The 21,597-nt window shown below is 57.5% G+C and carries 20 protein-coding genes; 13 read left to right on the forward strand and 7 right to left on the reverse strand.

The features are described from left to right. Nucleotides 1-97 precede the first annotated feature (97 nt). Nucleotides 98-1,873, reverse strand: coding sequence for an ATP-binding protein (locus BLU07_RS05045; RefSeq protein ID WP_092384771.1), 1,776 nt, complete (start codon nt 1,871-1,873; stop codon nt 98-100). After that, entirely contained in the window at nt 1,870-3,216 is a 1,347-nt protein-coding gene (gene algB, locus BLU07_RS05050; protein ID WP_092384773.1) for a sigma-54-dependent response regulator transcription factor AlgB, read from the reverse strand. Before algB ends, BLU07_RS05045 begins: the two co-directional genes overlap by 4 nt. 278 nt (nt 3,217-3,494) lie before the next feature. Between algB and BLU07_RS05055 the strand changes: the two genes are divergently transcribed. From BLU07_RS05055 to bfr, 4 genes are all read left to right on the forward strand, one after another. Then, the gene (locus tag BLU07_RS05055; RefSeq protein WP_092384775.1) at nt 3,495-3,659 is read left to right on the forward strand and encodes a DUF1328 domain-containing protein; all 165 of its coding nucleotides are present in this window, start codon (nt 3,495-3,497) and stop codon (nt 3,657-3,659) included. Nucleotides 3,660-3,687: 28 nt separating this feature from the next. Beyond that, nucleotides 3,688-3,891: a DUF3185 family protein gene (locus BLU07_RS05060; RefSeq protein WP_092384777.1), complete on the forward strand. Its 204-nt coding sequence runs from the start codon at nt 3,688-3,690 to the stop codon at nt 3,889-3,891. Between the two features lie 221 nt (nt 3,892-4,112). After that, on the forward strand, nt 4,113-4,319 hold the full coding sequence (locus BLU07_RS05065) for a bacterioferritin-associated ferredoxin (RefSeq protein WP_092384779.1): 207 nt from the start codon (nt 4,113-4,115) through the stop codon (nt 4,317-4,319). Between the two features lie 85 nt (nt 4,320-4,404). Then, nucleotides 4,405-4,881 (forward strand): bacterioferritin, encoded by a 477-nt coding sequence (gene bfr / locus BLU07_RS05070; protein ID WP_092384781.1) that lies wholly within the window; start codon nt 4,405-4,407, stop codon nt 4,879-4,881. A gap of 119 nt (nt 4,882-5,000) precedes the next feature. Here the strand turns inward: bfr and BLU07_RS05075 are convergent, their stop codons facing one another. Next, the gene (locus BLU07_RS05075) at nt 5,001-6,425 is read right to left on the reverse strand and encodes a methyl-accepting chemotaxis protein (RefSeq protein ID WP_092384783.1); all 1,425 of its coding nucleotides are present in this window, start codon (nt 6,423-6,425) and stop codon (nt 5,001-5,003) included. 151 nt (nt 6,426-6,576) lie between these two features. On the opposite strand from BLU07_RS05075, the gene rnd reads away from it, so the two are divergent. Further along, complete coding sequence (gene rnd, locus BLU07_RS05080; protein WP_231701695.1) at nt 6,577-7,725, forward strand: ribonuclease D; 1,149 nt, start codon at nt 6,577-6,579, stop codon at nt 7,723-7,725. Then, the gene (locus BLU07_RS05085) at nt 7,722-8,021 is read left to right on the forward strand and encodes a YcgL domain-containing protein (RefSeq protein WP_092384787.1); all 300 of its coding nucleotides are present in this window, start codon (nt 7,722-7,724) and stop codon (nt 8,019-8,021) included. Before rnd ends, BLU07_RS05085 begins: the two co-directional genes overlap by 4 nt. A gap of 159 nt (nt 8,022-8,180) precedes the next feature. Here the strand turns inward: BLU07_RS05085 and queD are convergent, their stop codons facing one another. Beyond that, nucleotides 8,181-8,537: a 6-carboxytetrahydropterin synthase QueD gene (gene queD, locus BLU07_RS05090; RefSeq protein WP_092384789.1), complete on the reverse strand. Its 357-nt coding sequence runs from the start codon at nt 8,535-8,537 to the stop codon at nt 8,181-8,183. An 84-nt stretch (nt 8,538-8,621) separates the two neighbouring features. On the opposite strand from queD, the gene BLU07_RS05095 reads away from it, so the two are divergent. The 5 genes from BLU07_RS05095 (at nt 8,622) to BLU07_RS05115 (ending at nt 15,252) form a co-directional block, all read left to right on the forward strand. Beyond that, nucleotides 8,622-9,977: a YcjX family protein gene (locus BLU07_RS05095; RefSeq protein ID WP_092384791.1), complete on the forward strand. Its 1,356-nt coding sequence runs from the start codon at nt 8,622-8,624 to the stop codon at nt 9,975-9,977. After that, nucleotides 9,977-11,014: a TIGR01620 family protein gene (locus BLU07_RS05100; protein ID WP_092384793.1), complete on the forward strand. Its 1,038-nt coding sequence runs from the start codon at nt 9,977-9,979 to the stop codon at nt 11,012-11,014. The genes BLU07_RS05095 and BLU07_RS05100 overlap by 1 nt, the downstream gene beginning before the upstream one ends. Further along, on the forward strand, nt 11,001-11,714 hold the full coding sequence (locus BLU07_RS05105) for a hypothetical protein (RefSeq protein WP_157719090.1): 714 nt from the start codon (nt 11,001-11,003) through the stop codon (nt 11,712-11,714). Before BLU07_RS05100 ends, BLU07_RS05105 begins: the two co-directional genes overlap by 14 nt. Nucleotides 11,715-11,782: 68 nt before the next feature. Continuing rightward, a complete protein-coding gene (locus BLU07_RS05110; RefSeq protein ID WP_092384797.1) occupies nt 11,783-12,577 on the forward strand; it encodes an acyl-CoA thioesterase in 795 nt (264 codons plus the stop codon). A gap of 44 nt (nt 12,578-12,621) precedes the next feature. Further along, on the forward strand, nt 12,622-15,252 hold the full coding sequence (locus BLU07_RS05115) for an EAL domain-containing protein (RefSeq protein ID WP_092384799.1): 2,631 nt from the start codon (nt 12,622-12,624) through the stop codon (nt 15,250-15,252). A 2-nt stretch (nt 15,253-15,254) separates the two neighbouring features. Here BLU07_RS05115 and cmoB read toward each other — a convergent pair whose 3' ends face one another. Then, nucleotides 15,255-16,223 carry a tRNA 5-methoxyuridine(34)/uridine 5-oxyacetic acid(34) synthase CmoB gene (gene cmoB, locus BLU07_RS05120; RefSeq protein WP_231701696.1) on the reverse strand — a complete coding sequence of 323 codons (969 nt, stop codon included), beginning with the start codon at nt 16,221-16,223 and terminating at the stop codon, nt 15,255-15,257. Beyond that, nucleotides 16,216-16,959: a carboxy-S-adenosyl-L-methionine synthase CmoA gene (cmoA, locus tag BLU07_RS05125; protein WP_092384803.1), complete on the reverse strand. Its 744-nt coding sequence runs from the start codon at nt 16,957-16,959 to the stop codon at nt 16,216-16,218. The genes cmoB and cmoA overlap by 8 nt, the downstream gene beginning before the upstream one ends. Nucleotides 16,960-17,286: 327 nt before the next feature. Here cmoA and BLU07_RS05130 point away from each other — a divergent pair, with 327 nt between their 5' ends. Further along, the gene (locus tag BLU07_RS05130) at nt 17,287-19,284 is read left to right on the forward strand and encodes a type IV pilus assembly protein FimV (RefSeq protein ID WP_092384805.1); all 1,998 of its coding nucleotides are present in this window, start codon (nt 17,287-17,289) and stop codon (nt 19,282-19,284) included. Between the two features lie 106 nt (nt 19,285-19,390). Here BLU07_RS05130 and BLU07_RS05135 read toward each other — a convergent pair whose 3' ends face one another. Then, entirely contained in the window at nt 19,391-19,984 is a 594-nt protein-coding gene (locus BLU07_RS05135; protein ID WP_092384807.1) for an NADPH-dependent FMN reductase, read from the reverse strand. A gap of 176 nt (nt 19,985-20,160) precedes the next feature. On the opposite strand from BLU07_RS05135, the gene BLU07_RS05140 reads away from it, so the two are divergent. After that, complete coding sequence (locus BLU07_RS05140; RefSeq protein ID WP_092384809.1) at nt 20,161-21,480, forward strand: Na+/H+ antiporter family protein; 1,320 nt, start codon at nt 20,161-20,163, stop codon at nt 21,478-21,480. Nucleotides 21,481-21,597: the final 117 nt, after the last annotated feature.

Consider the following 21,597-nt stretch of genomic DNA (forward strand, 5'->3'; position numbering starts at 1 on the left):
GGAGCACTTTTCTGCCAGTGCATGGTGCAGTAACACCGCAGGCATGCCCCTGAATCGAGCAAGATGTTGATGGGGGTGGTGAGCAGCCGTTGGCAGTTTACTGCGGCAGGCTGAAGTAAAAGCGAGTGCCGTGGCCGGGCTGCGATTGCACGCCGATACGACCACCATGCAGCTGGATTATCTCCTTGCACAAGGCCAGCCCAAGCCCGGCCCCCCCCTTGCGTTTGCCTATCTGGACAAAGGGCTCGAATACCCGAGCCTGTTGCCCATAGGGGATGCCTTCACCATTGTCGACGACGGCCAGCAGCACCTGTTCATTCTGGCGAACTGCCTGTAACCGGATACTGCCTCCGTTTCGGGTATGCCGCACCGCATTGCCGATCAGGTTGTCGAGTACCCGTTCAATTTGCAACCGGTCGGCAGGGATTCGGGGCAGGCCAGGCTCTACCTCGCAGGTCAGGGTGATATCTTTAGCTGCAGTGATGTTGGCACTGCGTTGCCGCGCCTGGTCCATCAGCTCATCTATGGATTCCGGTGCCAACTCCAGTTGCTGCAGTCCATTCTGGTAGCGGGAAAAGTTCAACAGATCGTTGATCAGCAGCAACAAGCGCTGCATCTCTTCTTCGACTGTTCGGATCAGGTCCGCTTCGCGGGTATCTTCGGGGTAATTCACGCGCTCCTGCAGCAGGGCAAAAGCCATATGCATGCCAGTAACGGGTGTGCGCAATTCATGCGATGCGCGCAGCACGAATTCACTGCGTACGCGTTCAAAGGTCCGTTGTTCGGTGACGTCACGCAGCACCATAACCGCCCCGCGAACCGGGTCGTCCCCCTGACTGATCGGCGTCAGGGAAAAAGCGAGTATGCGTGATTCACCGTCTATGGTGATACTGAGGTCGTCGGCTTCAGTATCCATGGTAGCGCCCTGCAGAATCAGTTGCAGTTGTTGGTCCAGAGTATCCTGGTGCAACAGACGACTGGGACCCTCACCCAGATGGCTGGGTTTGCAGTCCAACTGGCGTTGGGCGACCGGGTTGTAATGCTCCAGGCGCCCTTGAGGGTCGAAGATCAGCAAGCCGTCGTCAATACTGTCGAGTACTGCCTGCAAGCGTTGCTGTTCGGCTTGCAAGGCCTCAATGTCACTGTTCTTGAATTCACGCAAGGCTTCGGCCATCAAACCGAAGCGATGAATCAGGGCATTGAGTTCATGGATGCTGGGCAGCGGCAAGGTAACGTTGAAGTTTCCCTTGCCAATCTCACCTGCGGCATCAGCCAGTGTTTCAATGGGCTCGGCAAAGCGCCGGGCGATACTGTGAGCGGTGACCAGACCGATGAGGACGATGGCCAGACCAATGGCGCCAAGTAGCCAGGTAACCATCCAGGCACTTTCGCGTGTTTGCTGTTCGGTGCTTTCTACCGCGTTGACGTAGCGCATTTGCACATTGTTCAGGCGGTCACGGACTGCAGCCAGGGCGCGGGTAAACTGATCGTGAGTAAACAGCTGGGTGCGCATGATAGCCGGGCTGTCAAGGTGCGGCTGGTATCGATCATAGGCCCGTCGGACCTCGCTGACTGCCTGGCGATCATTTTCGTCAATCGCGCTTTCAGCGGCCTTGGCCAGCAGGTTCTGAAAGCGCTGATCTGATTGTTTCAGTGCTTCTTCATCCAGGACCTCAGTGAGCAGCAGGGTGGTTTGCTTGCTCAATTCATGGCCCATGCTCAAGGTCGCTTCGACGATGGTCAGGTTGCGATACATGGCTTCGCTTTGCTGCTTGGTCAGATGCAACACGCTGAAGATGGCCAACAGCATACCGACCAGGGCGACGGTGAGCAGAGCGCTGAGGCTGAGGAAAAGCTGATTGCGCAATTTCATAAGTTGTACTGCTTTCGCTTGCGATACAGGGTTGAGGCATCAATCCCCAGAGTTCTGGCGGCCTGCTCCAGGGTACTGCTATTGGCCAGAACTGCTGCAATATGCGATTTTTCCAGCTCTTCCAGGCTGAGCTCGGCACCTACCCGAGGTGCCGTATCGGTATCCACCTGGCCGAGACCAAGTTGTTCAGCGTCAATGGCATCGGCTGAACAGATAATGCTGGCACGCTCAATCACGTTTTGCAGTTCGCGAATATTGCCGGGCCAATTGTATTCCTGGAGGGCAAGCAGGGCTTTGTTGGTGAAGGACTTAGCGGGTCGCGCATATTCCTTGACAAAGCGCGCAAGAAAACGCTCAGCCAGGGTCGTAATGTCATCTCGGCGTTCGCGGAGCGGGGGCATGGTAAGGGTGATTACATTCAGACGGTAGAGCAGGTCTTCGCGGAACTTGCCTTCCTGCACCATGCCGTCGAGGTCCAGATTGGTTGCCGCAAGAATGCGCACATCGGCCTTGCGCGTTACCGGATCGCCAACGCGTTCATATTCCTTGTCTTGAATAAAGCGCAACAGCTTGGGTTGCAGGGCAAAAGGAAAATCGCCAATCTCGTCCAGAAACAGGGTGCCGCCATCAGCCTGATTGACGCGCCCCAAGGTGTTCTCGCTGGCCCCGGTAAAGGCACCTTTGGCATGCCCGAAAAGTTCACTTTCCATCAAGTCGGCCGTCAGTGACGGACAGTTGATCGTCACTATCTGTTTTTTGGCCCGCTTGCTCCAGGCATGGATGGCGCGCGCCAGTTCGCCTTTGCCCGTACCGGATTCACCGAGGATCAGAATGTTGGCATCGGTTGCGGCTACCTGGCGGGCGGTTTCCAGTACCGTCATCATCGCCGGGCTGTGTGAGTGCAAATCCTTGTCGGGTTTATGCATCTCGTCTTCCAGCACTTCCAGTCGTGCAGACAGTCGGGTTATTTCCAGTTGTTTGGCTGCAGCCATGCGCAATTGATCGGGTCCGCATGGCTTGACCAGGTAATCGGCGGCACCGGCTTGCATGGCATCGACGGCAGTATCTACCGCGGAATGGGCGGTAACGATGACTACCCGCATCCAGGGTGCCTGAACGCGGAACTGTGCCAGCACGTCGAGACCGTTGTCATCGCCGAGACGGAGATCGAGAAAACACAGGTCGAAGACCTGTTGCCGTGTCAGCGCCAGGGCCTGTGCGGCAGTGCTGGCAGAAGCAACGTGATAACCGTCATCTTCGAGACAGTAGCGAAAGGTGCGCAAAATGGCTGCTTCATCATCGACCAGCAGAATGCGACCGTCTCGAGTGTTGGCATCATCCATGTGTTTGGCTCCGCGCATATTTATATTCGGTTGTCATTAGTCAACAATTGCTCGTGCAAGTTGCACGATGGAATGCTGGCAATCTTGCATGATGCACGTTACCAGTTTGCCAATGTGTATTTAAGTGTATGTTTTTAAAGCGCTTGATATTTCTGGCTGGTTGGCATGGCGCTTGCGACTGTACAGATGCAAGCCTTTGAACCCGTGAGTTTGCATAGAGGTTCAAGCCTGTTCAAAAGTGCTGCAAGCCATCTTGCAGTCAGACAAGGAGAATTGCCATGCTTAGCTGGGCACTTACGTTTTTGATCATCGCCATTATCGCGGGGGTACTCGGGTTTGGCGGTATAGCAGGTACAGCAACCGGGATTGCAAAAATCCTGTTTCTGGTCTTCCTGGTGCTCTTCGTTGTGTCACTGCTGGTTGGTCGTCGCCCAGGAGGCTGACCCGGGGTCATGACAGAGGAGAATAATCATGTCTACTAATCAATTGATTGGTGTGGTGTTGCTGGTTGTTGGAGTGCTTCTGCTCTACTTCGGCTGGCAGTCTTCGCAATCACTTGGCGATCAGGTTACCGAAGCGGTAACCGGTCGTTTCACCGATGAAACCCTTTGGTTCATCATCGGCGGTGCTGCTGCGGTTGTGGCCGGAGGTTTTCTGGCCTTGATTCGCAAATAGGTGCCATGGGGTTTCGGCTCCAACAATTGCAGACGTCGCACACTACCCGGGCTGGTCCCGGGTAGTGTGCGTCTGGGAGGGCGAACATTCGATGTGCCGGTTAGCCCGGATAATTGTGTCTCCAGAATGATGAGGTACGGCTGGTTGAAAAAAGGGGTTGCAAAGCCGATCAATAATGATAATAATTATCAGTAAGTTCTTTGGCTTGCTGGGGTGCCGCCATGTATGTATGTCTGTGTCACGGTGTTACTGACCGCGATATTCGCCGTGCGGCGGAGGATGGGTGTAGCTCGGTTCGTCAACTGGGCAAAGAGCTTGGAGTAGGTCAGCAGTGTGGTCGCTGCGCCAGCACGGCCCGGGCGATTCTTCGCGAAACCCGCAACAATGACTTTATGGCTCTGGCAGCCGCTCTGGCGCAACCTGCCTGAGCAGTAACTACTCCGCGCGGATGTCTATCCGTGCTCAAAAGCGCTATCCTGTGGGTTGAATCAGTCCCGGAAGGAGGTAGCGCGCATGAAAGGTGACAAAAAAGTCATTCAGCATCTCAACAAGGTTCTCGGTAACGAGTTGACCGCCATCAACCAGTATTTTCTGCATTCGCGCATGTACAAGGACTGGGGCATAAAGGTACTGGCGGACAAGGAATACGAAGAATCCATCGACGAAATGAAGCATGCTGATCAATTGATCGAACGCATTCTGTTTCTGGAAGGCCTGCCGAATCTTCAGGATCTGAACAAGCTGCTGATTGGCGAGAATGTGCAGGAAATGATCGAGTGCGATCTCAAGCTGGAGCTGGTCGCGCACAAGGATCTGAAAGAAGCGATCATCTACTGTGAGAGCGTGAAAGATTTCACCAGTCGTGAGCTTTTCCGCCGTATTCTGGACAGTGAAGAAGAGCACATCGACTGGCTGGAAACCCAGTTGGAAATGATCAGTCAGATGGGCCTGCAGAACTATATTCAGCTGCAGAGCGCGTCGGACAGCTGAGTATCTGATGGTTACCGGGCCCACGCAGGCTATGCGTGCGTGGGTCTGTGCCATTCATCCAATGGATGGCCATTGAATCTGGGCAGTCTGGCCGCCCGGCCCAGGCATTATCTCTATTCTCAGCTCTTGAGCTTGCTGACCGCGGTGGTCAACTGGTGTGCCAGCTGTGCCAGATCCTGACTGGTTTGCGCACTTTGCCGGGTCTGTTGAACGGTTTTTTCGGTCACGTCTCGAATCTGCACCACGCTCTGGGTGATCGCGTCGGCAGCCTGGGTTTGTTGCTCCAGCGCCGAGGCAATTTCCTGATTGCCGATGCTGATCTGGCTGACTGCCAGGGCAATGTCTTCCAGTGAGCCGCCGGCATCATTGACCTGGGCGACTGACTCATGGGTCAGATCAGCGCTGGCCTGCATGTCACCGACAGCGTTGCGTGTGCCGTCTTGCAGGGCTTCAATCATGCGCTGAATTTCGTCGGTTGAACTTTGCACACGTTGTGCAAGGGCGCGTACTTCATCGGCGACGACGGCAAAGCCCCGGCCGGATTCGCCGGCGCGGGCGGCCTCAATAGCCGCATTCAGCGCCAACAGGTTGGTCTGCTCGGCGATGCCCTTGATGACGTTGACCACACCGCTGATTTCATTGCTGTGCCCCGTCAGCTTGTCCATATGCTGGGTACAACGCTCAATGCTGCTGGCCAGCCCGGTAATGGTTTTGCTGACCCGGATTACCTGATCACGCCCGCGCCCTGCCAGTTCATCAGCTTGGGTCGATTGATCCCGTGTGGTACCGGTATTGCCGGCAATATCCTGTACTGTGGCGCTCATCTCGTTGACGGCAGCTGCCACCATATCGGTTTCGCCCTGCTGACTGATCATGCCGTTATTGACCTGCTGCATCAGCGTGGCCAGTTGCGCGGTGCCACGATCCAGTTGTTCTGCGGCCTGGCGCACGGCGGATACAGTCTGTTGCTGGGTTTCCTGCATGGCATTGAAGGCCCCGGCCATGGCGCCTACTTCGTCACGCGAGTCTACTGAAGCACGCAACGACAAGTCACCCGTCGTCTGTACCTTGAGCATGACATCACGTAGCGCAGTGATGTGGCCGATAATGAATGAAATCAGCAGTTGTGAGGTGGCCAACACGGCGCACATCAACACAAACACCGCGATACCATAGGTTATGGCACGTTCGATCAGCAGGGCGGTAAATCCCTGGCGCTCGACGCCAAGCGCACGTACGCTCTCACCATCGCGCATCACCCAGTAGCCGAGCAGGGCGGGGTTGTTGTGGCCGGTTTGCCAGCGTGGGTTGGCTCCGGCTTGAGACGCGCCGGCCACATTGCTGTCCAGCCAGCGCAGGCCCGGCATGCCCGCAGCTGGAGAAGCTGATTGAATCCACTGTTCGGCGACGGACTGGCGAGTGCTCTGTATATTCTGCTGTTCCACCCAGATAGCAACCAGCACCAACAACAGGGTCACCAGATAGAAAACGCTGTTGACTGCCCAGAATTTGTATTTCAGTTGGATATTCTGAAGAAACGCCATGCCGGCTCCTGCTGCGGATTGACTGCAATTGAGGCGCTCATTCTGCCTGCTTTCAAGGGGTTATCGGTTGATGTCGGTCAAACTTGAATGGCAGTGCAAATCATTTTGCAGCTTGATCGGTTATACTCGCCGCGCATGGAAGGAAAATCATATGACTAGCCCTTTGGCCGAACCCCTGATGATCGATCAGGATGCCACCCTGGCATCCTACTGCGCCCACTGGCAGCAGCTGCCCTATGTGGCACTGGATACCGAATTCGTCCGTACAGAAACCTTTTTCCCGATTGCCGGCCTGATTCAGGTCGGTGACGGCGAACACAGTTTCCTGATTGATCCGTTGGAAATAAATGACTGGCGGCCCTTTGCCGAGCTGCTGACCAACCCGTCAGTCGTCAAGGTGCTGCATGCCTGCAGCGAAGACCTGGAAGTGTTCCGCAATCTCTGTGGCGCCGTGCCAGCGCCGCTGTTTGATACTCAGATTGCCGCAGCCTATCTGGGTATGGACTTTTCCATGGGCTATTCGCGTCTGGTGCAGCAGATTCTGGATATCGAACTGCCCAAGGAAGAAACCCGTTCCGACTGGTTGCAGCGCCCGCTGACCAAAGCACAGATCACCTATGCGGCTGGCGATGCGCAGCACCTGGCGGAGCTGTATCAGGTGCTGGCTCCGCGGATCGAGGCGGCCGGGCTGACTGACTGGTTGCTGGCCGATGCCGCCGACCAGGTTGCTTCCAGCAACCTGGTTCAGGACCCGGAAACTGCCTACCTGCAGATCAAGCAGGCCTGGCGCTTGAAGCCGGCCGAGTTGGCCATACTGCAAGTGCTCTGTGAGTGGCGCGAGCGTGAATCCCGCGAACGCAATCAGGCGCGCAACCGCCTGTTACGGGAAAAGTCACTGTGCCCATTGGCCCAGCGCCAGCCGGACAGCCTGTCAGCCTTGTCGTCTATCGAGGACATGCACCCGCGTACCGTGCGTCAGCATGGCAATACCATTCTCGAATTGATCCGCGAAGGCGCCCGGCGCCCGCGTGAAGAGTGCCCCGAGCGACTTGAAGAGCCACTGCCTCCAGCGGCCAACAAGTTGATCAAGGCGATGCGTCAGGTCGGTCAGCGTCATGCTGAGCGGCTGGGTATGGCGCAGGAATTGATGCTCAAGAAAAAAGTGCTCGAAGCCTTGATCCGTACCGGCTACCCCCAGGGCCCCTACAGCCTGCCGGATGAGTTGACGGGGTGGCGGCGCGAGCTGATGGGCGCAGAATTACTGGCAGTGGCCAATAACTTTGCCGAGGCATCCGCATGAAAGTCCCGTGCTCGATTTACCGCAGCAGGAAGAAATCCGGCATGTATCTGTATGTGCCGCGCAGCAAGCCACTCGACGAGTTGCCCGAAGCGCTGATGCAGCTGTTTGGCCGGGCCGAACACAGTATGGATCTGGTGCTCACCGAAACGCGCACCCTGGCCCGTGAGGATATCCACCAGGTGCTGGCCAATCTGCAGGAGCAGGGCTTTCACCTGCAAATGCCGCCGGATGAAAAACTGGATGACTATATCCAGCACCTGCCAGAGCATTTGCTGCGCTTTAATGATCCGGTGTGAAATTCAGTCAGAATTATGCGCTGGCGGCATTGTCAGCCCCTTACCCCGGACACGCTGTAAATACGTCCATGTAAGCTCGTAGATGCCATCCCTGGCATCTAACGGTCCGGGGTAAGGGGCTGACAACGCCGCCTTCCAGATGTGCGTGGTGGTTTGGGATCACTCCCCGCGATAAATACAACCGCAGGTACAGGTCTCGCGCAGGGTAATCTGGCTCAGTTCCGGTAGGTCTGGCTTGAGTTTGTGCCAGATCCAGCGGGCAATCACCTCACTGGTCGGGTTTTCCAGCCCCGGCAAGTCATTCAGGTAGTTGTGGTCGAGCTGATCATAGATCGGTTTGAAGATCGCCTTGATATCGGCAAAATCGCGCACCCAGCCGGTATGCGGATCAACCGGGCCACTGATATGGATCGCCACCTGAAAGGAATGGCCATGCAAACGGCCGCATTTGTGCCCGGCGGGGACATTCGGCAAGCGGTGGGCTGCCTCGAAGGTGAATTCCTTGAAAATTTCCACGACACTGGGACCTTGGCTACCATCAGATGGACCTGCAAGTGTACCCTAAACCGGCAGTCAGCTAAATAATCACGGGAGAGCCAGATGGCCAGACTCAGCAATCCGACACGCCTGCTTGCCAGTGCCCGCCAACAGGCCGGTGCCTGGTTGCAGCGTCCCCTGCGGATTGGGGTGACTGGACTCAGCCAGGCGGGTAAAACCACCTTTATAACCAGCCTGCTCAACCAGTTGGAAAACCACCCGAAAAGTCTTTTACGCCAACGCTCTCCCTTTGATCGTCTGCTCTCGGTGCACTGGCAGCGGGAGGGTACCGAGCATGCCTTTCCCTATTTGAACGCTTTGCAGGCGCTGAGTGGAGATCCAGCGCGTTGGCCGGAATCGACAACTGACCTGACGCGCGTTGAACTGGAATTGCGTTACGCGCCAGGAGGTTTGCTCGGCTCGGTGCAGGGTGAACGGTTGCAACGGGTGGAGCTGATCGACTATCCCGGTGAGTGGCTACTCGATTTGCCATTGCTGCAAATGGACTATGGCCAGTGGTGCGAACAAATGGCGAGCTGGGTGAAAACCGAGCCCCGCGCCAGCCTGATTGGTGACTTGGCTGCCCGCTTGCAGGCGATTGATCCACAGGCAGGCACTGATAGCGTCGACCTTCATGCCCTGCGGGGCGAGTGGACGGCCTTCTTGCAGCGCTGCCGCGAAGCTGGCCTGGCACGCAATCAGCCTGGACGCTTTTTATTGCCCGGGCGGGGCATTGCCGATGTCATGTTGGACTTTGTGCCCTTGCTGGCAGGGAATCAACATAGCCATGCCGAGCCGGGCAGTGTCTGGGCCGAGTGTCAGGCACGCTTCAATTATTATCGCGACTTTATCGTCAAAGGGTTCTACGACCAGCATTTCAGCCGGCTGGATCAACAAGTTCTGTTGGTGGATATGCTCGGCCCTCTGGCAGCCGGCCCGCAAGCGCTGGCGGATGTTCAAGGCGCGCTGGATGACCTGTTGGCCAGTTTCCGGTACGGCAGGGGGTCGCTGTTCGAGCGCCTGTTCAAACCCCGCATTCGGCGCCTTGCGCTTTGTGCCACCAAGGTTGATCAGTTGACTGCCGAGCAGCAACGCGATGCTCAGCAATGCCTGGAAGACCTCCTCACCGACAGCCTGACGGCGGTGCGTCATGGTGGCGTTACCATCAAGGGTTTCCCGTTGGCAGCCGTGCGTGCCACTCGGCAAGAGGGCGATACCCTGATCGCCGGACGGCAGCAGGATCAACGCCTGCTGCGCTATCGACCGGCAGAAATTCCCGCACACTTGCCCCTGGATTTGCAGGTTGAGCCGATCAGCCTGCCACCGCTCCGGCCGCCTCCCGGCCTGCATCGCAATGAAATCTTTCCCAATTATCGTATGGATCAATTGGTGGCCTGGTTAATCGGGGAGACTCGCTGATGAGTGCTGAAGACAAGACAGCCAGCAGCACAGTGCTGGACACCTGGGAGCAGAAGCAAAGTAGCCGGCGGGCTACCGAAATTCTTGAAGAACTGGAAGCCGAGGTCTGGTCCGATCAACCCTCTACGACAGCCCCGCTGGCCGATGCCGAGCAACTCAATGCTGCCGTTTTCAGCCCCTGGCCGAGTCGTTTGTGGCGTCTATTGTTGGCGATGGTGGCATTGGCGGCTGTTGGTCAATGGGTTGACTGGACCATTGCGGCCTGGCATTGGCAACCTCTGCTGGGTGCTGCTCTGGGGGCCTTGGGTGCTCTTTTTCTGGTGGTTGCCATGCTCAGCTGGCGAGACCTTTACCGCCAGCGCTTACGTATGACCCGCTTGCAGCAATTGCGTGAACAAATGGACCAGGCGCTGGCTGCAGAGCAGGACCATATGCCGGCAGAGTGGCTGGCGGGGGTCCGCCAGCTGTATCAGGGAACAGCCCTGCAAATGCAACTGGAGCAGGCGCTGGATGGTCTGGATGCCGCGCACAGTGCCGCCGAAATCCAGGGCAGGCTGAATCAGTTGTTCTACTCTTCGCTGGATCAACAGGCTCGCCAATTGATTCGCCGTGAGGCCAGCGGTACCGGGGTTCTGGTGGCTACCAGTCCCTGGGTGGCAGTGGATTTGCTGCTGGTGGTCTGGCGCAACGTGCGACTGGTGCAACGCCTGGCGCTCCTGTTTGGCTTGCCGGCGGGGCAACTGAATCGTTGGCGTCTTCTGGCTCATGTGCTGCGCAATATTGCTTTGGCCGGCAGCAGTGAACTGGCGATTGGCGCTCTGAGTGACAGCCTGCTCGCGGGCATGCTGGAAAAACTGGCCGCACGGGTCGGGCAGGGCATTGGTGTCGGGCTTTACAGCGCCCGGCTGGGGCATTTCACCCTTGATCTCTGCCGTGTAGTACCACTGACTGATCGCAAGGCCTTGCGTGAAGATGGTCTCGGCGTGGTGCAGGGAATCAAGGCGAGAGTAACGGGACGAACGGATGAGCAAGTATAAATCCCGGCGACGCTGGCTGATGGAGCGCTGGTTGCGTGACCGCGTGGATCAGGCCGGTCATCGGGCCCAAGTGCTTTGGGACCAGCTTCGTCCGGCCAGTTGGGCTGCTCGTTGCGCCCGCTTGCCGCACGTCGCTGCGCACGAAGTCAGTCAATGGCGACCGGAGCCGGGGAGCAGCAATGCAGAGCTGCTGATTCTGCTGCAACCCTTGCCATTGATTCAGCGGCGTTGGCTTGCTGTACTGGTCGATGCGCCCAGTGCAGCCCCCTGCACATTGCTGGAAGCCATTGCCCGCTTGCAACTGGATTGGGAACAGCGCATTACCCCCTGGAAGACCCATTACGATTATGCCGAGCAGCTTCATCATCTGGGTCGTCTGCTGGATATACCCGTTGCTGCTGCCAGTGCCTATCTGGATAACGAAAAGCGGATTTTTGCCGCCATCGATCAGCGCCTGTTCGAATCCTTGCCATTGCGTTTGCGGGGCCCCATGGCCAATCGGCTGCAACCAGGGCACGGCGGCTATCTTGGCTGGTGGCAAGAGCGCCTGTTGGCCCGTGCCGGCGAGGCTGGTTACGAGCTCGCTGATCTGGGCGAGGATGACTGGCCTGAATTGCCAGCGTCATGGTATGCGTTGGGCTGGCTCAGCGGTTTGCGTCTCGCCGGGCCGTCAATTACGCCTCATTCGCTGCAGCAATGATGGCGCTCACGCATTCAGCCGTTATCTCGCTTGCCTTATGATCATTGAAAATGCCACAGGACAGTCCGATGACGTTTGCCCAATTGCTTGCCGCGCTTGAAGACAGTGCCGATAACACTGTTGTAATCCCCGACGATTGGGCCCAGGGTCGTGCCGGTTATGGCGGCCTGGTCGTTGCTCTGATCTATGATGCCATGCGGCGCATGGCAGGAGCAGAGCGGCCGGTTCGTTCGCTGGCAATTACTTTTGTCGGCCCTGCCCAGCCCGGTGAACCCTTGCAGATAGAGAGCCAGATCCTGCGCCAGGGCAAGGCAGTCAGTCAGATGCTGGGAATGGCGAAACAGAATGGCGAGGTGGCTTGTATTGTTCAGGGGAGTTTCGGCGCTGGGCGCAACTCACAGGTTGATGTAGCCGCCGCACCGGCACCTGCTGCCAAGGCCCCCGACGACTGCCAGCAGATGCCGTATATCAAAGACGTTACCCCTGAGTTTCTCAAGCATTTTGATATTCGGCTGGCTTTTGGCGGCATGCCGTTCAGCAATAGCCAGGCTCGCGAGCATGGTGGCTGGATGCGCTTCAAGACTGATGAGGGTGAACTGCATGAAGCCCATCTGCTGGGGCTGGTCGATGTCTGGCCGCCGGCCGTACTGCCCCTGCTGAAACAGCGCGCTCCGGCCAGCTCTTTGACCTGGACCATCGAGTTTGTACAGCCGGTGCCAGCGCTGGGTAACACCGATTGGCTGCTGTACAAGGCGGATATCGAGCATGCCCGGGACGGTTATGGTCATACCGCTGCGATGATCTGGCGTGAAGATGGCGCATTGATAGCTATCAGCCGACAAACCATCGCGGTATTCGGTTGAGCTGCTATGCTGTTCGTATCACTTGCTGACGGCTTGATTTGCGCATGTTGAAAGCCTTGCTTCGTCGAATGTCCGGACCGACCAGCCTTGATGCATTGGTTGATCAGGGCGTGCTACCGGCTGACGAGCAGTTGGTACAGCGCACGCGAATGAAGCTGTTTGATGGGCTGCTTGGCCGCGCTCCACTCGCAGAATTGCTGGAGCGGCTGGCTCTGGAATGGGAATCCTTGCGGCCGGGGCATATGGCTTCAGTCCTGCTGATTGACCCGGTCGAGGGTACCTTTCGTACGCTGGCCGGTCCCAGTTTGCCGGCCGCCTACACCCGGATGCTGAATGGCGTGACACCGGGTGAAGGCAAGGGGTCCTGCGGTACGGCAGTCGCCCGGGGCGAAGCTGTCTATGTCAGTGACATTCTCAACGACCCCCTTTGGCAGGACTTTCAGGAGCTGGCGCGTGTCGGTGGCATTCGTGCCTGCTGGTCTTCCCCGATCAAGAACGAAGACGGTCAGGTGCTGGGCACCTTTGCGGTTTATAACCGTGAGGCGGCCGAAGCCAGTTGCCATGAGCGGGATCTGTTGGAGGAGTTTTCCAGCCTGGCCGCGTTGGTGGTGCAGAAAAGCCGGCTGGCTGACGAACGCGAACTGATTGAGCAGCGCTTTGTCGCCGTGTTTGAGCATGCTGCTGTGGGCATGTTGCTGGTCAATCGGGAAGGTCGCCTGCTCAGCGCCAACCCGGCGTTTTATCAGAATACCGGTTATTCGCCGGATACTCTGGCACCCCTCAAGCCCCGCAGCCTACTGCTTGATCAGACCGCCAATCGGCTGGACGACCTGATGCGTGACTTGCGTCGGGGGCGGGTCGAGAGTTTTCAGTTGCAAAGTCGCTATCGTCGCTTCGATCAAAGCATTGCCTGGATCAGCCTGACGGTGACTCTGCTGCGTGATCGCGGCGGGCAGGTGCAGTGTTATGTCATGATTGCCGATGACATTACCGAGCGCAAAGCAGCGGAAGAGTCCCTGCGCGAGGCCGCAGCCGTATTCGAGAACAGTCGTGAAGGCATGATGGTGCTGGATGCCGATTGGCATATTCTCAACGTCAATCCCGCCTTTAGCCAGATAACCGGCCTTGGCCACGAGCAGGTCAAGGGGTTGCGACCCATGCTCAGGGGCAAAATGCTGTCCCCCTGGCAGTTGACCCGCAGCATGCTCAAGCAGCTGCGCCGCGAAGGGTACTGGCAGGGCGAAAGTCTGATTGACCGTGCGGGTGAAGGCGAAGTAAGTCTTTGGGTAACCGCTAACACCGTCAATGATGCCCGGGGCAAGGTCAGCCGATATCTGGTCATGTTCAGTGATATCACGCGTCTGCGACGCAGCCAGGAGCAGCTTCAGCTCATGGCGCATTACGATAGTCTGACCGGGCTGGCCAACCGAAATCTGATCATGCAACGCATCGAGCATGCCTTGCGCCAGCGTCAGGGTGGGAATCAGCCACTGGCCGTACTCTATATCGACCTGGATCGTTTCAAGGCCATCAATGACAGCCTGGGGCATGCCATTGGTGATCAGGTGCTGGTTGAAGCCGGTAAGCGGCTGGAGCGGTGCTGCGGCTCGAATGATCTGCTCGCTCGCCTGGGTGGGGACGAGTTCCTGCTGCTGGTGCCCGACCTTTCGTCCCGCCAGGTGGTCAGTATTGGTCAGGCAATTTGCGCCGAAATGCGCAGACCTCTGTTGCTGGCGGATGGGCGGGAAATTTATGTTGGCGCCAGCGTGGGTTACGCCTGTTTTCCGGAACAGGGTACCAGCGCAGCAGATCTGGTGCGCAATGCCGATGCTGCAATGGATACCGCAAAATCCCACGGGCGTGATCAGGTATGCGGTTATAGCCGCGAGATGACGGAAGCTGCCAGCGAGCGTTTTGAGCTTGAGCGCGCCTTGCGCAAAGCCCTGGAGAATGACGAGCTTAGCCTGCACTATCAGCCCCTGCTCAGCGTGCGTAGCGGGCGTGTTCTGGGGGTGGAAGCCCTGTTGCGCTGGCAGCATCCCGACCTGGGCATGATCGCGCCGGATCGGTTTATCCCGCTGGCTGAGCAAAATGGTCTGATCGTGCCGATTGGGCGCTGGGTGCTTCAGCAAGCCTGTCGTCAGGCACTAGTCTGGCAGCAGCAGGGGTTGGGGCTGGACTTCATTGCGGTCAACCTGTCGCCACGCCAGTTCGTGCAGCAGGATGTAGTAGCGCTGGTGGATGAAGCACTGCAGGGCAGCGGCTTGCCAGCGCGGATGCTGGAACTGGAAATTACCGAGTCAGCGCTGATGACCCATGCCGAGCAAAGCGAACAGACTCTGCGTCAGCTCAAAGAGCTGGGTGTGGGGCTGGCGATTGATGACTTTGGTACCGGCTATTCTTCACTGGCTTATTTGCGCCGCTTCCCGATTGATCGCCTGAAGATCGACAAGAGCTTTCTGGCTGGCGTGCCCGAACGACCGGAAGACAATCAGTTGGTTACCACTATCCTCGATATGGCCGAGAACATGGGCCTGAGTGTGGTTGCCGAGGGCGTGGAAACCGACGCGCAATGGAAATTCCTGCAAAGTCGTGGTTGCTCGCTGTGTCAGGGTTTCCTGTTTTCCCGCGCATTACCGGCTGATGATCTGGTGCTATGGCTGGCTAATCGCTGACGTCAGATACGTGCAACAAGCGTCGCCCGCAAAGGGGCCGGATAGCCTTCTACCGTCAAGTCGAGATTGTCCGGGTCGAGAAAATCGGGCAGTGACTGAAAGCGCATCCATTCGGTACTGCGCTGTTCTTCAGGCAATGTCGGGCACAGGTCGACGCAGTGAATCGAATGGAATCCGCAGCGCGCAAGGAATCGCTCGAGCAGGGCTACCGAGGGCAGAAACCAGACATTGCGCATTTGCGCGTAGCGATCTTCCGGTAGCAGGCAAGCACGTTCATCGCCCTCGATAACCAGGGTTTCCAGCACCAACTCGCCGCCCGGCCGCAAACAGGCTTTCAATTGCAGTAAATGATCAATCGGCGAGCGCCGATGGTAAAGCACTCCCATGGAAAATACGGTATCGAAACCGCCCGGAGGGACGGGTAGCTGCTCCAGGGTCAGCGGTAGTTGCCAGGCCGGCAGATCGGGCAGGTAGTGTTTCAGCGCCTGAAACTGATGCAAGAACAGCAGATTCGGGTCCACGCCCAGAGCCAGTTGAGCCCCTGCACCGAGCATGCGCCAGAGGTAATACCCATTACCCGATCCGATATCCAGCACCCGTCGATTGTGCAAGTCGATATGCGGTGCCACCCGTTGCCATTTCCAGTCCGAGCGCCACTCGCAGTCAATATGTTGTCCAAACAGGTGAAAAGGCCCCTTGCGCCAGGGATGCAATCCCATCAACCCCTCGCGAAGTTGTGTTTGCTGAGCTGTCGTCAAGTCGTCTTGACTGCCGACGCGAACCTCTTTTACCAACTCAATCTGTCCGGGATGCGAGGCTGGCAGTGCCTGCAGGCTTGCCTGCCAGCGTTGCCAGTCGCCGTGCAACTGCATGCTGTGCTCACGCTCAGCGAGCACCGTTTGCAAGGTTTCTGACCAGCTGGCCAACGGAGTGTCCGCCAGGGCGGTAAACAGGCTTTGGGTGTTAATCACGGTAGGCAATCATCGAGCAGAAGTTGAGGCACTGGAACCAGGCATGGCTGTGAGCAAAGCCGGCTTTAACCAGACGTTGTTGATGGCATTCAAGTGTGTCCGGGAGCATGATGCGCTCAATCGCACTGCGTTTTTGTGCAATTTCCAGATCACTGTAGCCGTTGGCGCGCTTGAAGGCGTAGTGCAAGCGTTCCAGGTTTTCCTGGGTGGCCAGATCGGCGAACTGCAGTTTCTCCGACAGTATGAGAATCCCTCCGGGGAGCAGGGCCTGGTGAATCTTGTTCAGTAGCGCCAGTCGCTCGGCAGGCGGAACAAACTGCAGGGTGAAATTGAGCACCACAACCGAGCAGGGCTCCAGGGATAGCTCAAGAATATCCGCTTGCCGGGTTTCTGCCGGTAGCAGCGATTCCACCATGGCGTCCTGGGCTTGCAGATACTCGCCGCAACGCTCCAGCATGGCCGCTGCATTATCCACGGCAATTACCCGGCAACCCTCGACCTGTACATGACGGCGCATGGACTGGGTTGCAGCTCCCAGCGAGCAGCCCAGGTCATAAATCAGGCTGTTGACCTGGGCATACTGGCCGGCAATCAGGCCGATTGATTCTATAATTGTCGGATAACCGGGCACCGAGCGCTTGATCATGTCGGGAAAAACACGCGCTACATCCTGGTCAAAGACGAAATCGCCGACCTGGGCCAGGGGGCGGGAAAATAATTGGTCGATATCGCTCATGCGGCTACCCGGTGTTGGACTGATTGCATTCTACCGCAAGATGGGTCTGCCTTCAGTTGACCCGGCATCGTCCAGGGGTATTTTCCTGTCAGGCGCTGGACAAACCCCGGCTTGAGTGGTTAATTGGGTCAATATAATGACTTTTCAGCGCCGGCACCGGACTCAGGTGTGTTTTGTTTGACGTTTTAGAGGGCGGGCTTCGATTTGACTTCAATGTAATGGCATAATGGACTATACAGAGGCGTAGTGTTCCTGCGCCTTCAGGGAATGCCAAGGAAAGCACTTGCAGCGCACACCAGCCTGCGCTGATAACAGAGAGGATCGGGTATGGCAGTCAAACGCCAAATCGTCGCAGGGGTTGCCTCACTGGCAGCATTGTATATCGGTGTCAGCCACGCTCTGGGATTGGGCGATGTTGAACTGAAGTCAGCCCTCAATCAGCCACTCAACGCGGTGATCGAGATCCCGGGTTCCCAGGGCATACACGCAGAGGACGTCCGGGTCGGCCTGGCCAGTTCGGAAGCTTTTGACGCGGCCGGGGTTGAGCGGTCACATTTCCTCACTGGGCTGCGCTTTACTCCGGTAGACGAGGGTGGCGGCCTGACCATCCGGGTTCAGTCGGATAATCCGGTACGTGAACCCTATCTGAACTTCCTGGTTGAATTGCGCCAACCCACCGGGCGCATACTGCGAGAGTACACTCTGTTACTCGATCCTCCCCAGTACAACCCATTGACGGGTCGCGTTGCCACTCCGGCGGCAGCCCCGCCACGGCGGCAGACTGTTACGACGTCTCCCGAGCCTGCGCCAGTGGCTGCAGAACTGCCCGATTTGTCGCCTGCCGGTGATGCGTCGCGTTATACCACTCAGCCCGGCGATACTTTGTGGGACATAGCCAGAAATCAGCGTCCGGATGAACGGGCGGACATTCGCCAGACCATGCTGGCTATCCGTGCCTTGAACCCGCAGGCCTTCGTGGCGGGAGATATCAATCGTCTGCGCCAGCGTCAGGAGTTGGTGCTGCCAACGGCGGACCAGTTGGGGCTTGAACCTGCGCTCCCGGGCAGAGATACGGCTGATGCGACTGACTCTGTCGGACCGGCAGAGGCTCGATCGCAAGGGGCTTCGTCGGGCCTGACTGAAACCGGTGAAGCGGATGGCGACACTGATTCGCTGGTCAGCGAGCGGCCGCAGTCCCCTGTTGATCGCCTGCGTATCGAAGCATTGCCGGAAGTGACCAGTGACACTGATACCCAGGGAATGCAGCAGCGCATGGCCGCATTGGAATCACGATTCAATGTACTGCTCAGTGAACTGGAAGACCGTGATCGACAAATCGCCATGCTGCAAGCCGAGCTCGAGGTGTTGCGAGCAGCTCGAAGCGCTGAAGAAGATGCAGCGGCCGCTGGCGTCATTGCTGCAGGCAGTATGGGCGGTCCGGATCAGGATGGTCCCAGCTCACCAACCGGCAGTGACAACCCTGATGCCGGTAGTATCAATGCCGAGCCTTTGCCGGTCCTTGACGAGTCGACAGCAGATGCACCGGTAGCCGCCTCTCAAGGGGGATGGAGTGCCTGGTTGTGGGCTCCCCTGGTTACCCTGGTTGCCTTTTTGCTCGGCTTGCTGGTCAGTCGTCGGCGTGATAGTGAGGCGCCTGAGCCAGTCACCGATGCACCGGCTGCTCCGGCTTCCACTGAGCCGCGCATGCTGGCTCGTCCGGTCAAGCCACAGGAACCCCCCAGGGCAGCCGTTGACCCGCTTGACGGCGTTGAACTGTATCTGACCTACGGTCGCTTTGCAGAAGCCCGCGTTATGCTTGACAAGGCTATCAGTGACGATCCGCAGCGCCTTGAATTGCGTTACAAGCAATTGCGCGTACTGGGCGAGCTGACGGATGCCGACAGCTTCAATGCACTGGCTGCCGACACCCTCGAGCGCGGGGGCGAAGCCGAGGCCATCGATCAGATTCGCGCGCGTTTCCCGGCTATGCAGCAGACTGCAGCGGAACAGGGTGATCAGGTAGAGAAGGTCGATCATCTCGAGCCCTTGCTGAATGAGGATGCCCTGGACATTGAAGCGGAAGTGGATGATGAGCCCGGTGATGAAGGTCAGATGAATCTGAATGATTTCAGTCTTGATCCTGATTGGGATTTGATCGATGCCCTGGAACCGGAGTCTTCGCGCAAGGTGGACGCAGAGAAGAAATCTGCGGCCGCTGAACTGGATGAGGATTTTGAAAGTAGTCTGGATCGACTGCCCGAAGTTGAAGAGTTGCACGATCACGATACCCGTGATCAGAAACAGAAAGAGGGCTCTGGCCGCTAGTTGCATCTGTCCCGGTTGTGGTTTCGGGGGTTACCACGGCCGACGTTTTCGCAGGTAACAGTGGGGCAGTCGATAGAACGCTCCCCCACCGGGTATCCGATACCTGTCACATCCCGTTGGCAAATTCCGGCCGGCTCATGTCGATCGACTCACGTACCGGCTTGAGCGCCTCCGCGTAGCGCAGCAATACATCCAGGTTGTAAACCAGTCGTTCACGAATCCGGCGATCGTCTTCATCCACGGGTTGCGGCATATTCATCACCTTTTCTACTCCCCTGACGATCAAGTGCTCGGGTATATAGCACAAGCGGCAGTTCTTGTAGCTGGACGAGCGCAACTCACTGATTGGATAGGCTCCACCGACGCCCGCAGAAATACCACCGAGCATGGCGGGTTTGTGCGCCAACTGGGCTTTGGTTGCGTAAAGAAAGAAGTTCTTGATTGCCGGACAGGCCATGCCATGCCACTCGGGGGCCAATACGATCAATGCGTCAGCCTGCGCCAGCTGTTTTTCGAACAGCCCCCAGGGGCCCTGATCTTCACTTGGCCAAAGGGGCAGGGGGTAACTTCCGAGGTCAATGACATTGACCTCTTGCTCTGCCAGCTTATGCTGGGTGATCAGCGTCTGTCGTATGAAACGCGCCACTTTGGCGGTCTGGCTGTTACTGCGGCTGCTGCCGGCGACAATGGCAATATTCAAGTTGCATACTCCTTACGTCAATGAATCCAGGCATTATCTTAAGCCATGCAATCACGGGTTGGCTTGGTGAAATCGTCATCAGATATCTCGCGACGGGTGGCTTTGACAGCATGCAGCGCTTGCGGCAGAGTACGCGCCCTTTAGCCCGCAGGGCGTCGATACCGAGGAAAAATCTCATGAATGCAGTAGTGGCTGCGGTTCTTGTCATGCTGGCGTTGAGTCTGATGCGGGTACATGTAGTGGTGGCACTGATTATTGGTGCGCTGGTGGGCGGCTTGCTGGGTGGGCTGGGTATCGAAGCCACCCTGGCTGCCTTTCAGGGCGGGTTGGGCAAGGGGGCGACTGTTGCTTTGAGTTATGCTTTGCTTGGTGCCTTTGCCGTAGCCATAGCCAAATCCGGTCTGGCGCATGCCGTGGCGGACAAGGCCCTCGGTCTGGTTGAGCGTCAGCAAAGCTCTGCGTCAGGCTGGGTCAAGGCATTGCTTTTACTGGTTATTCTCGCTGTGGCCATTTCTTCGCAGAATATCCTGCCGATACATATTGCTTTTATTCCCTTGTTGATCCCGCCCCTGTTGTACGTCATGGCGCGCCTGCAACTGGATCGTCGTCTGATAGCCTGCGTGCTCACCTTTGGTCTGATCACGCCCTACATGTTCTTGCCTGTCGGCTTTGGCGGTATTTTTCTCAACAATATCCTGCTTGCCAATGTGGCTGACAGTGGCGCTGATATAGCCAACGTCAATGTCATGCAGGCCATGGCATTGCCAGCCCTGGGCATGTTGCTGGGTTTGCTGGTTGCGGTGGGCATCAGCTATCGTCGTCCGCGCCACTATGTGATGGACAAAATAGCGCAGACCGAACGAACTGGCGGTCAGTACAGTCCGCTAACCCTGTTGGTCGCGCTCGTTGCCGTTGTGTTCGCATTCGTCGTACAGCTGTGGTTGAACTCGATGATCGTCGGGGCGCTCGCCGGCTTTGTGGTCTTTTCCCTCTCCGGGGTAGTGCGTTGGCGTGAAGCCGATGATGTATTCACTGAAGGCATGAAGATGATGGCGATGATCGGCTTTATCATGATCGCCGCTGCCGGCTTTGCTGAAGTCATGCGTGAGACCGGCGCCATTCAGACACTGGTAGGCAGCTCGGCCAGCTTGATTGGCGGTAATCGCGCCATGGCTGCACTGTTGATGCTGCTGGTTGGTCTGTTGATCACCATGGGTATCGGCTCATCTTTCTCGACGATTCCGATCATCGCTGCCATATACGTGCCGTTGGCGCTCGAATTGGGCTTCAGCCCCATGGCGATTGTCGCCCTGGTGGGTACTGCAGCAGCGCTGGGTGATGCGGGCTCACCAGCGTCTGACTCGACCCTTGGTCCAACTGCCGGCCTTAATGTCGACGGCCAGCACAACCACATATGGGACACGGTGGTGCCGACATTCCTGCACTACAACCTGCCATTGATTGTCTTCGGGTGGGCAGCAGTGATGATCCTCTAGCTGCTTTTCCAGCGGGAGGATCACCCTGTGAGCAGCAAGCTGTCAGCCGCTAAGAGCGACAAGTAAAAGCGCAACCTTTCAGGTTTAACTGTCGCTTCAAAGCCTGAGCCGACTGAG

This window comes from Halopseudomonas salegens (assembly GCF_900105655.1).
Taxonomy (GTDB): domain Bacteria; phylum Pseudomonadota; class Gammaproteobacteria; order Pseudomonadales; family Pseudomonadaceae; genus Halopseudomonas; species Halopseudomonas salegens.

Excerpts from the sequence above, each read along its gene's own strand:
- bfr (WP_092384781.1), top strand. The coding sequence starts at position 4,405 with ATGAAAGGTGACAAAAAAGTCATTCAGCATCTCAACAAGGTTCTCGGT.
- BLU07_RS05075 (WP_092384783.1), bottom strand. The coding sequence starts at position 6,425 with ATGGCGTTTCTTCAGAATATCCAACTGAAATACAAATTCTGGGCAGTC.
- BLU07_RS05045 (WP_092384771.1), bottom strand. The coding sequence starts at position 1,873 with ATGAAATTGCGCAATCAGCTTTTCCTCAGCCTCAGCGCTCTGCTCACC.
- BLU07_RS05105 (WP_157719090.1), top strand. The coding sequence starts at position 11,001 with ATGAGCAAGTATAAATCCCGGCGACGCTGGCTGATGGAGCGCTGGTTG.
- BLU07_RS05085 (WP_092384787.1), top strand. The coding sequence starts at position 7,722 with ATGAAAGTCCCGTGCTCGATTTACCGCAGCAGGAAGAAATCCGGCATG.
- algB (WP_092384773.1), bottom strand. The coding sequence starts at position 3,216 with ATGGATGATGCCAACACTCGAGACGGTCGCATTCTGCTGGTCGATGAT.
- BLU07_RS05115 (WP_092384799.1), top strand. The coding sequence starts at position 12,622 with ATGTTGAAAGCCTTGCTTCGTCGAATGTCCGGACCGACCAGCCTTGAT.
- BLU07_RS05140 (WP_092384809.1), top strand. The coding sequence starts at position 20,161 with ATGAATGCAGTAGTGGCTGCGGTTCTTGTCATGCTGGCGTTGAGTCTG.
- BLU07_RS05060 (WP_092384777.1), top strand. The coding sequence starts at position 3,688 with ATGTCTACTAATCAATTGATTGGTGTGGTGTTGCTGGTTGTTGGAGTG.
- cmoA (WP_092384803.1), bottom strand. The coding sequence starts at position 16,959 with ATGAGCGATATCGACCAATTATTTTCCCGCCCCCTGGCCCAGGTCGGC.
- BLU07_RS05110 (WP_092384797.1), top strand. The coding sequence starts at position 11,783 with ATGACGTTTGCCCAATTGCTTGCCGCGCTTGAAGACAGTGCCGATAAC.
- rnd (WP_231701695.1), top strand. The coding sequence starts at position 6,577 with ATGACTAGCCCTTTGGCCGAACCCCTGATGATCGATCAGGATGCCACC.
- BLU07_RS05065 (WP_092384779.1), top strand. The coding sequence starts at position 4,113 with ATGTATGTATGTCTGTGTCACGGTGTTACTGACCGCGATATTCGCCGT.
- BLU07_RS05130 (WP_092384805.1), top strand. The coding sequence starts at position 17,287 with ATGGCAGTCAAACGCCAAATCGTCGCAGGGGTTGCCTCACTGGCAGCA.
- BLU07_RS05095 (WP_092384791.1), top strand. The coding sequence starts at position 8,622 with ATGGCCAGACTCAGCAATCCGACACGCCTGCTTGCCAGTGCCCGCCAA.
- BLU07_RS05055 (WP_092384775.1), top strand. The coding sequence starts at position 3,495 with ATGCTTAGCTGGGCACTTACGTTTTTGATCATCGCCATTATCGCGGGG.
- BLU07_RS05100 (WP_092384793.1), top strand. The coding sequence starts at position 9,977 with ATGAGTGCTGAAGACAAGACAGCCAGCAGCACAGTGCTGGACACCTGG.